The sequence below is a fragment of the Monashia sp. HAY1-5C genome (genome assembly GCF_056755255.1).
The window spans coordinates 1-268 of sequence record NZ_JBPGXG010000392.1; the positions used below are offsets into that span (position 1 = coordinate 1).

Here is a 268-nt window from a genome sequence, read left to right on the forward strand (position 1 = left end):
TGTTAATGCCCTGGAAAGTAAAAGTTCGCACCCAGTGGCAACAGCCATTCACGAATATGTCGGAGAGCCGGATCACTCTGTTGACCTGAATGACGTGGAGGAAATCCCAGGACGTGGACTGAAAGCCACGATTGATGGTAAAGGACTTCTGGTTGGTAACCTGAAATTGATGGATCAGTTTGACATAAGATATGATGTCAACACAGAAAATATTATCTATACTTTAATAGCAGTTGCTTACGATAAAAAGTTTGCCGGGTATCTCACC

The 268-nt window shown here is 42.9% G+C and carries 1 pseudogene; it reads left to right on the forward strand.

The features are described 5' to 3' along the window. A pseudogene (locus tag ACR9ZK_RS22150) lies at nucleotides 1-268 on the forward strand (hypothetical protein); the annotation flags it as partial.